The organism is Nocardiopsis sp. RV163, assembly GCF_001029525.1.
GTDB lineage: Bacteria > Actinomycetota > Actinomycetes > Streptosporangiales > Streptosporangiaceae > Nocardiopsis > Nocardiopsis dassonvillei.
The window spans coordinates 22,866-29,582 of the sequence record NZ_LEKI01000063.1; the positions used below are offsets into that span (position 1 = coordinate 22,866).

Annotated in this window: 5 protein-coding genes; all 5 read left to right on the plus strand. The window is 71.7% G+C overall.

The features are described 5' to 3' along the window. Positions 1-63: 63 nt before the first annotated feature. The 5 genes from ABD54_RS13330 (at position 64) to cysN (ending at position 6,537) form a co-directional block, all read left to right on the plus strand. A complete protein-coding gene (locus ABD54_RS13330) occupies positions 64-1,380 on the plus strand; it encodes an SGNH/GDSL hydrolase family protein (protein WP_047869796.1) in 1,317 nt (438 codons plus the stop codon). 354 nt (positions 1,381-1,734) lie between these two features. Further along, entirely contained in the window at positions 1,735-3,303 is a 1,569-nt protein-coding gene (locus tag ABD54_RS13335; RefSeq protein WP_047869800.1) for a sugar transferase, read from the plus strand. Between the two features lie 3 nt (positions 3,304-3,306). Continuing rightward, positions 3,307-4,098, plus strand: a complete 792-nt coding sequence (locus tag ABD54_RS13340) for a 3'(2'),5'-bisphosphate nucleotidase CysQ (protein ID WP_047869797.1) — start codon at positions 3,307-3,309, stop codon at positions 4,096-4,098. A gap of 50 nt (positions 4,099-4,148) precedes the next feature. After that, positions 4,149-5,078: a sulfate adenylyltransferase subunit CysD gene (cysD, locus tag ABD54_RS13345; protein ID WP_047869798.1), complete on the plus strand. Its 930-nt coding sequence runs from the start codon at positions 4,149-4,151 to the stop codon at positions 5,076-5,078. A 175-nt stretch (positions 5,079-5,253) separates the two neighbouring features. Beyond that, positions 5,254-6,537, plus strand: coding sequence for a sulfate adenylyltransferase subunit CysN (gene cysN / locus ABD54_RS13350; protein ID WP_268778181.1), 1,284 nt, complete (start codon positions 5,254-5,256; stop codon positions 6,535-6,537). Positions 6,538-6,717: the final 180 nt, after the last annotated feature.

Here is a 6,717-nt window from a genome sequence, read left to right on the forward strand (position 1 = left end):
CCTTAGGCTAATTTCACCGGAATATTCCGGAAATCCCCCAGGCTACGCGCCAAGGAGAACTGCGTGACCACCACTCCCCGAGGAAAGACCGCGTCCTCCGCCCGCGCCCGGCGGGGCCTGGCCGTCGCCGTGGTCGGCGCACTGATCCTGCTCGGCGGCTGGAACGCCGGCGTCGCCGCCGAACCGGAGCCCGACGCCGGGGACTGGGTCGGCACCTGGGCGGCCGCGCCCACCGCCGCGCCCGCCGCGGCCACCCCGGTCCTGCGCGACGAGACCGTCCGGCAGGTCGTGCGCACCAGCGTCGGCGGCGACCGGCTGCGCCTGCGCCTGACCAACGAGTTCGGGGAGAGCGCTCTGCGCCTGGGCCGGGTGCGCGTGGCCCTGCGCGCGGGCGACTCCGGCACCGGCATCGACCCGGCCACCGACCGCGCCGTCACCTTCGGCGGCCGTACGTCGGTGACCGTCCCGGCGGGCGCCCCCGTGGTCAGCGACCCGGTGCCGCTGGAACTGCCCGCCCGCTCCGACCTGGTCGTGAGCATCCACCTGCCGGAGGAGACGCCGGTGACCACCCTGCACGCCTCCTCCTTCCAGGAGAACGCGGTGGCCGCGGGCGACGTCACCGGCGACACGTCCGTCGAGGCGACCCGCACGTTCACCCAGTGGCACTTCCTGTCGGGGGTCAGCGTGCGGTCGCGCACGCGGCTGGCCGACGCGGTCGTGGCCCTGGGCGACTCCATCACCGACGGCTCCGAGACCGAGGTCAACGCCAACCACCGGTGGCCGGACCTGCTCGCCCGGCGCCTGCCGCACACCGGCGTGCTCAACTCCGGGATCGGGGGCAACCGCCTGCTCCACGACCCCAACCCGCCCGAGGGCGGCGACGCCGAGGACTTCGCGGCCTTCTTCGGGCAGAGCGCCCTGCGCCGCTTCGACCGGGACGTGCTGGCGCAGCCGGGCGCGGGCCACGTCATCGTCCTGCTGGGGGTCAACGACCTGGGCCACCCCGGAACCGTCGCCCCGGTGTCGGAGGCCGTCACGGCCGAGGAGGTCATCGGCGCCCACCGCCAGATCATCGCCCGTGCCCGCGCGGCCGGGCTGCGGGTCTACGGCGGCACCGTCCTGCCGTTCTGGGGCGACACCCTCGGGTTCCACACCCGGGAGAACGAGGCCAAGCGCCAGGCGGTCAACGCGTGGATCCGCACGAGCGGGGAGTACGACGCGGTCATCGACTTCGACGAGGTGACGCGCGACCCGGACGACCCGCGGAGCCTGCTGCCCGCCTACGACAGCGGCGACGGTTTGCACCCCAACGACGCCGGTATGGCCGCCATGGCCGACGCCGTGCCGACCCGGCTCTTCGGCCCGGACCGGGATGGCTAGCCGGACCGGGAGGGGGAGGGCCGGCCCGTGACCGGTCCCGGGGCGGCCGCCACCGGCCCCCTCCGAGCAGCACGGGTTCCGGCTGTGCCCTCCGCGCGGTCACCGGTGTCCCGATCAGGTCACCTCCGCGTGACCGCACGGATCTCGGCACAGACACATTCCTGTGTTGAACAGGCCTTCTTGCCCAACAGGCCACAACACCGCGCGACTTTTCCACTACTTTTGGTTACTGTTCGGGGCGTTGGTCTCCGCGCCCGACGCACCTGCCCCGCTCACGTCCTCAGAGTGCTCTCCCATGGTGCGCGGAGCGATGCCGTGTGAGCTGCAACAGTCGTGGGTCTTGGGGGAGTGTACGTGGTCACAACCAGCCGGACGGAGACCGTCCGCGAACAGTCGGCGCGGATCGCGGTCAGCCCCGGAGCCCCCGGAGACCCGGGCACTCCAGGAATCCCCGCCGCCGAGGTCGCCCCCGGGCGGCGCGCGGCGGTCGCCCCCGGCGGCGGGGCCAGCGGCGCCTGGGTGCGCCCCTACGTCGTGAGCCTGGTCGGCCTGGACCTGGCCGCCGCCCTGACGGCCACCCTCAGCGGCACGGCGGTCCGCTTCCCCTCCGCCCTGGGAGCGGCCACCACCCTGCCCTACCTGACCCTCTCCCTCCTGCTGCCCCCCGCGTGGATCCTCTTCGTCTACCTGGGCGGCGGCTACGCCCGCCGCTTCATGGGAGTGGGCACGGAGGAGTACCGCCGCGTCGCCACGGCCGGGATCGCCCTCGCCGCCACCGTCGCCGTCGGCGCCTACGCCCTGCGCTTCGACCTCGCCCGCGGTTACGCGCTCGTCACCCTGCCGCTCATCCTCCTGCTCACCCTCGGCCTGAGGTACGCGCGCCGCAAGGCCCTGCACCGGCGCCGCGGCTCCGGCCAGTGCATGAGCCGGGTCGTGGTCGTCGGCTACCGCGTGGCCGTCCGCGACCTGATCCGCCGCTTCCGCGGCGAGGTCTACCACGGCATGCGCGTGGTGGGCGTGTGCCTGCCCCGGGAGGAGGCCGCCTCCGGTCCGGGCGCCGACGAGGTGGAGGGCTGCCCGGTCCTGGGCACCTTCACCGGCGCGGCCGAGGCCGCGGCCCTGGCCGGGGCCGACACCGTCGCGGTCCTGGCCTGCCCGGAGATGGGCGGGGCCGAGCTGCGCCGCCTGGCCTGGCGGCTGGAGGAGACCGGCACCGACCTCATCGTCGCCTCCGCGCTCATGGACGTGGCCGGGCCGCGCACCTCCATCCGGCCGGTCGCGGGGCTGCCCCTGCTGCACGTGGAGCACCCCGAACTCGTGGGCGCGCGCCGCGTCCTCAAGGGCGCCTTCGACCGCTGCGCCGCCGCACTGGCCCTGGTGGTGCTGTCGCCGCTGTTCCTGGCGCTGTGCGTCCTCGTCCGGGCCGAGGGCGGCGGTCCCGCCCTCTTCACCCAGACGCGCGTGGGCAGGGGCGGGGGCGAGTTCACCGTCTACAAGTTCCGTACGATGGTCGTGGGGGCCGAGGCGTTGAAGGCGATGCTCCAGCCCCGCAACGAGCACGAGGGCGTGCTGTTCAAGATGCGTCGCGACCCCAGGGTGACGGCCGTGGGGGCCTGGCTGCGCCGGTACTCGCTCGACGAGCTCCCCCAGCTCGTCAACGTGGTCCGGGGGGAGATGTCGCTCGTCGGCCCGAGGCCCCCGCTTCCGGAGGAGGTCGCCCGCTACGGGGACGACGTCCGCCGCAGGTTGGTGGTCAAGCCGGGTATGACGGGTCTGTGGCAGGTGAGCGGCCGCTCCGACCTCTCCTGGGAGGAATCGGTCCGCCTCGACCTGCGGTACGTGGAAAACTGGTCGCTGACACTGGACGTCCAGATCTTGTGGAAGACGTGGTCAGCGGTGATCCGTGGGGCGGGAGCATACTAGCCGGTGAATAACATCCGAAACGATCATGAGGTGGCCCGCGACCTGGCCAGCGAGGCGGGGCAGCTCCTGCTGCGCCTGCGCGCCCGGCACGGTTTCGCCGAGCCCGACGTCCTGCGCACCCTGGGGGACCGGACCTCCCACGAGTTCCTGTTCTCCGCGCTGGGACGGCTGCGGCCCAGCGACGCCGTCCTCTCCGAGGAGGGCGCCGACGACCCCGCGCGGCTCAACGCGCGCCGGGTGTGGATCATCGACCCCCTCGACGGCACGCGCGAGTTCGCCGAGGCCGGGCGCACCGACTGGGCCGTGCACGTGGCGCTGTGGGAGAACGGCGAGCTGGTCGCGGGCGCGGTGGCGCTGCCCGCCCAGGGCAGCACCCTGTCCACGGTCGACCCGCCCTGGCTGCCCGAGGAGCGTCCCTCGGACCAGCGGCTGCGCATCACCGCCAGCCGGACCCGGCCCCCGGCCTTCGTCCAGAGGATGGCCACCCAACTGGGGGCCGAGGTGGTCCCGATGGGCTCCGCGGGCGCCAAGATCTGCGCGGTGCTGCTCGGCATCGCCGACATCTACGTGCACGCGGGCGGCCAGTACGAGTGGGACAGCGCCGCCCCGGTGGCGGTGGCCCGGGCCTCGGGTCTGCACACCTCGCGGATCGACGGTTCCCCGCTGCGGTACAACACGGCGGACCCGCTGCTGCCGGATGTCCTTGTATGCCGATCGGAATTGTCGGGTATGTTGTTGGCAAGCATCCGCGACGGCGCGGACCTGGACAGCGCGGGTCCGCACGCGGGGGGCTGATAGGACGACCCCTCCGCCGTCGGCCCTGTCGGTATTTCTAAGGCGGATTCATGGGTCAGGCGAGTCAGCAGGCCGGACGCTACCAGCTCTCCCAGCTGGACGTCCTGGAGGCCGAAGCCATCTTCATCATGCGCGAGGTGGCCGCGGAGTTCGAGCGGCCTGTGCTGCTCTTCTCCGGCGGCAAGGACTCCATCGTGATGCTGCGCCTGGCCGAGAAGGCGTTCTGGCCCGGCGCCGTCCCGTTCCCCGTCATGCACGTGGACACCGGCCACAACTTCGACGAGGTCATCGAGTTCCGCGACCGCCGGGTCGCCGAGGCGGGTGTCCGCCTGGTCGTGGCCTCGGTGCAGGAGCAGATCGACGCGGGCAAGGTCTCCGAGCCCACCGGCCGCTGGGCCAGCCGCAACCGCCTGCAGACCTCGGCGCTGCTGGAGGCCATCGAGGAGAACGGCTTCGACGCCGCCTTCGGCGGCGCGCGACGCGACGAGGAGAAGGCCCGGGCCAAGGAACGGGTCTTCTCCTTCCGCGACGAGTTCGGCCAGTGGGACCCCAAGAACCAGCGTCCCGAGCTGTGGAGCGTGTTCAACACCCGCATCGAGCGGGGCGAGCACATCCGTGTCTTCCCGATCTCCAACTGGACCGAGCTGGACGTGTGGGCCTACATCAAGCGGGAGCGGCTGGAGCTGCCCTCGATCTACTTCGCCCACGAGCGCGAGGTCTTCGAGCGCGACGGCATCCTGCTGTCGAACTCGCCCATCATCAACCGCGACGAGACCGAGGTCCCGTTCACCGAGACCGTCCGCTACCGCACCGTCGGTGACCTCACCTGCACCGGAGCGGTCAAGTCCACTGCCGCGGAGATCGACGACATCATCGCCGAGATCGCCGCGACCCGGGTGACCGAGCGGGGGCAGACGCGGGCGGACGACCGCACCAGCGAGGCCGCCATGGAGGACCGCAAGCGCGAGGGCTACTTCTAGCGCGACCGCAGGGAGGGCCCGGGGCCCGTGCCGTCCGCCGCCATCCCGAACCCGTGCTGGGTCCGGGCGCCGGCCGGGGCGCGGACCGGGACCTCACACACCACACCGGCGACTCCCGGGCCGGCCCAGCGGCACCCGCGCCGGAACCCGTTCCCCGCAGACCACACACTCCGCATTGGACCAGGCAAGCATGAGCAACGACATCCTGCGGTTCGCGACGGCGGGTTCCGTCGACGACGGCAAGAGCACCCTGATCGGCCGACTGCTGTTCGACTCCAAGTCCATCTTCGAGGACCAGCTCGACGCGGTGGAGCGCACCAGCGCCGCGCGGGGTGAGGAGCAGACCAACCTGGCGCTGCTCACCGACGGTCTGCGCGCCGAGCGCGAGCAGGGCATCACCATCGACGTGGCCTACCGCTACTTCGCCACCCCCAAGCGCACCTTCATCATCGCCGACACCCCCGGGCACATCCAGTACACCCGCAACATGGTCACCGGCGCCTCCACGGCCGACCTCGCCATCATCCTGGTGGACGCGCGCAAGGGCCTCCAGGAGCAGAGCCGCCGCCACGCCTTCCTCACCACCCTCCTCCAGGTGCCCCACCTGGTGCTGGCGGTCAACAAGATGGACCTGGTGGACTACTCCCAGGACCGCTTCGAGGAGATCAGGGCCGAGTTCGCCGACTTCGCCACCAAGCTGGACGTGTGCGACCTGACCTTCGTGCCGATCTCGGCCCTGAACGGCGACAACGTGGTGAGCCGCTCGGAGAACATGCCCTGGTACACCGGGCCCTCCCTGCTCCACCACCTGGAGAACGTGCACATCGCCTCCGACCGCAACCTCATCGACGCGCGCTTCCCCGTGCAGTACGTGATCCGGCCGCACAGGTCGGCCGATCCCGAGCTGCACGACTACCGGGGCTACGCGGGCCAGCTCGCGGGCGGCGTCCTCAAGCCGGGTGACGAGGTCACCCACCTGCCGTCCGGGCTGAACACGCGGATCGCCAGGATCGTCACCGCCGACGGCGACGTCACCGAGGCCTACTCGCCGATGTCGGTCACCCTCCTGCTGGAGGACGAGATCGACATCTCCCGGGGCGACATGATCTGCCGCCCCAACAACGCCCCAGCGGTCACACAGGACCTGGAGGCGATGGTGTGCTGGATGACGGACGCGCGCAAGCTCACGCCGCGCTCAAAGCTCATCCTCAAGCACACCACCCGCACCGCCAAGGTCGTGGTCAAGGACCTGCGCTACCGGCTGGACGTCAACACGCTGCACCGTGACGAGCAGGCCGACCACCTCTCGCTCAACGAGATCGGCCGGGTGCGGCTGCGCTCCACCCAGCCCCTGTTCGTGGACGAGTACGCCAAGAACCGCCAGACGGGCGGGTTCATCCTCATCGACGAGTCCACCAACACCACGGTCGCGGCGGGGATGGTCGTCAAGACCGACTGACCCGGGGCCGGGGCGCCGGACGCCCGGAACGCGGAAGGGGGCCGCCCGCCGGGTGAACTGCTCCCTGGAAGTTGGACTGGAAATCCAGTTCCATCGACCAGGGAGCAGTCCCATGAGAGCGAGCAGCTCGCTCACCCCCTCCCAACGCGAGAGGGCGATAGCGTGGTTCGAACAGGGCAT